1 protein-coding gene is annotated in these 1,134 nt (G+C 72.0%); it reads left to right on the top strand.

Going from position 1 to position 1,134, the window contains the following annotated elements; genetic code table 11:
* Nucleotides 1–1,134, top strand: a 1,134-nt coding sequence (locus GA0115259_RS33130) for an HtaA domain-containing protein (RefSeq protein WP_107469328.1), incomplete at both ends; no start/stop codon positions are given.

Here is a 1,134-nt window from a genome sequence, read left to right as displayed (position 1 = left end):
CGGCGACGGTGGCCAGCCGGTTCCGCTTCCACTCGGCCACCGGCTCGTACGATCCGGACAGCGGGGCCTTCCGGGCGGGCTTCTCCGGCGGCGTCCGGTTCACCGGCCATCAGAAGGCCGACGGAACGTATGAACTCGATCTCACGATCAGCCGGCCCACCGTACGGATCTCCGGTGGCGGCGGCACGCTCTACGCCGATATGACGAGCAAGGCCAAGGGCTCGGGCAGACTCACCACGGCCGCGCAGGTCCCGCTCGCCGCGCTCGATCTCTCCGGGATCAGCATGGTGGGCGGCGGCAGCCCGGTCGCTCTCAACAACGTGCCCGCGACGCTCACTTCGCAGGGCGCCACGGCCTTCGCGGGTTACTACACGGCGGGGACGGCTCTCGATCCGGTCAGCCTCTCCGTGGATGTCGCGGCGGCGAAGAAGCCCGTGAGCCCGTCCACGAGCAGGCCCGCGGGCGAGCCGACAGGGAAGGCGCAGGGGGAGCCCGCGGGGGAGCGGGCGACGGGACGGTTCAGGACCGCTGCCGTCGACTGGGGCGTACGCCGTACCTACCGCGAGTACGTCACCGGCCCTGTCGCCAAGGGCGAATGGACGTTGAGCGACGGTGCCCAGGACGGCGGCGCGCTCTTCCGCTTCCCGCGCGGTACGGGCTCGTACGACGCCGGGAAGGGCACGCTCGACGCGCATTTCGCGGGCACGGTCCGCTTCACCGGCACCGGACTTGATCTCACACTGACCGAGGTCGCCGTCCGGGTGAAGGACGGCAAGGGAACGCTCTTCGCCGATGTCACCGACGTGGCCGAGGGCAGCCCGCCTCGGAAGGCCGTGCCTCTGATCACCTTCCCGGCCGAGGACTTCACTCCGAAGAAGGGCCTCGCCTCGCTCACCGAGGTGCCCGCCACGCTGACGGCACCGGGCGCCGAGAGCTTCGGCTCCCTCTACAAGGCGGGCACGGCGATGGATCCCGTCTCGCTCGCCGTCGCCGTGGACGACAAGGCGCGGTTGCCCGCGCTGCCGGACCTGGGCAGCGACGCCTCGGCCGCCGCGGAGCCGACGGCGTCCGCCACCACGACTCCGAGCCCGGCCCTGAGCCCTACCGGGCCCGCCGCCGAAGCCGCGTCCTCGT

The sequence above is a fragment of the Streptomyces sp. MnatMP-M17 genome, from assembly GCF_900091995.1.
Classification (GTDB): domain Bacteria; phylum Actinomycetota; class Actinomycetes; order Streptomycetales; family Streptomycetaceae; genus Streptomyces.
Note: the sequence above shows the minus strand (reverse complement) of the source record. Positions and strands in the feature narration are given on the sequence as shown.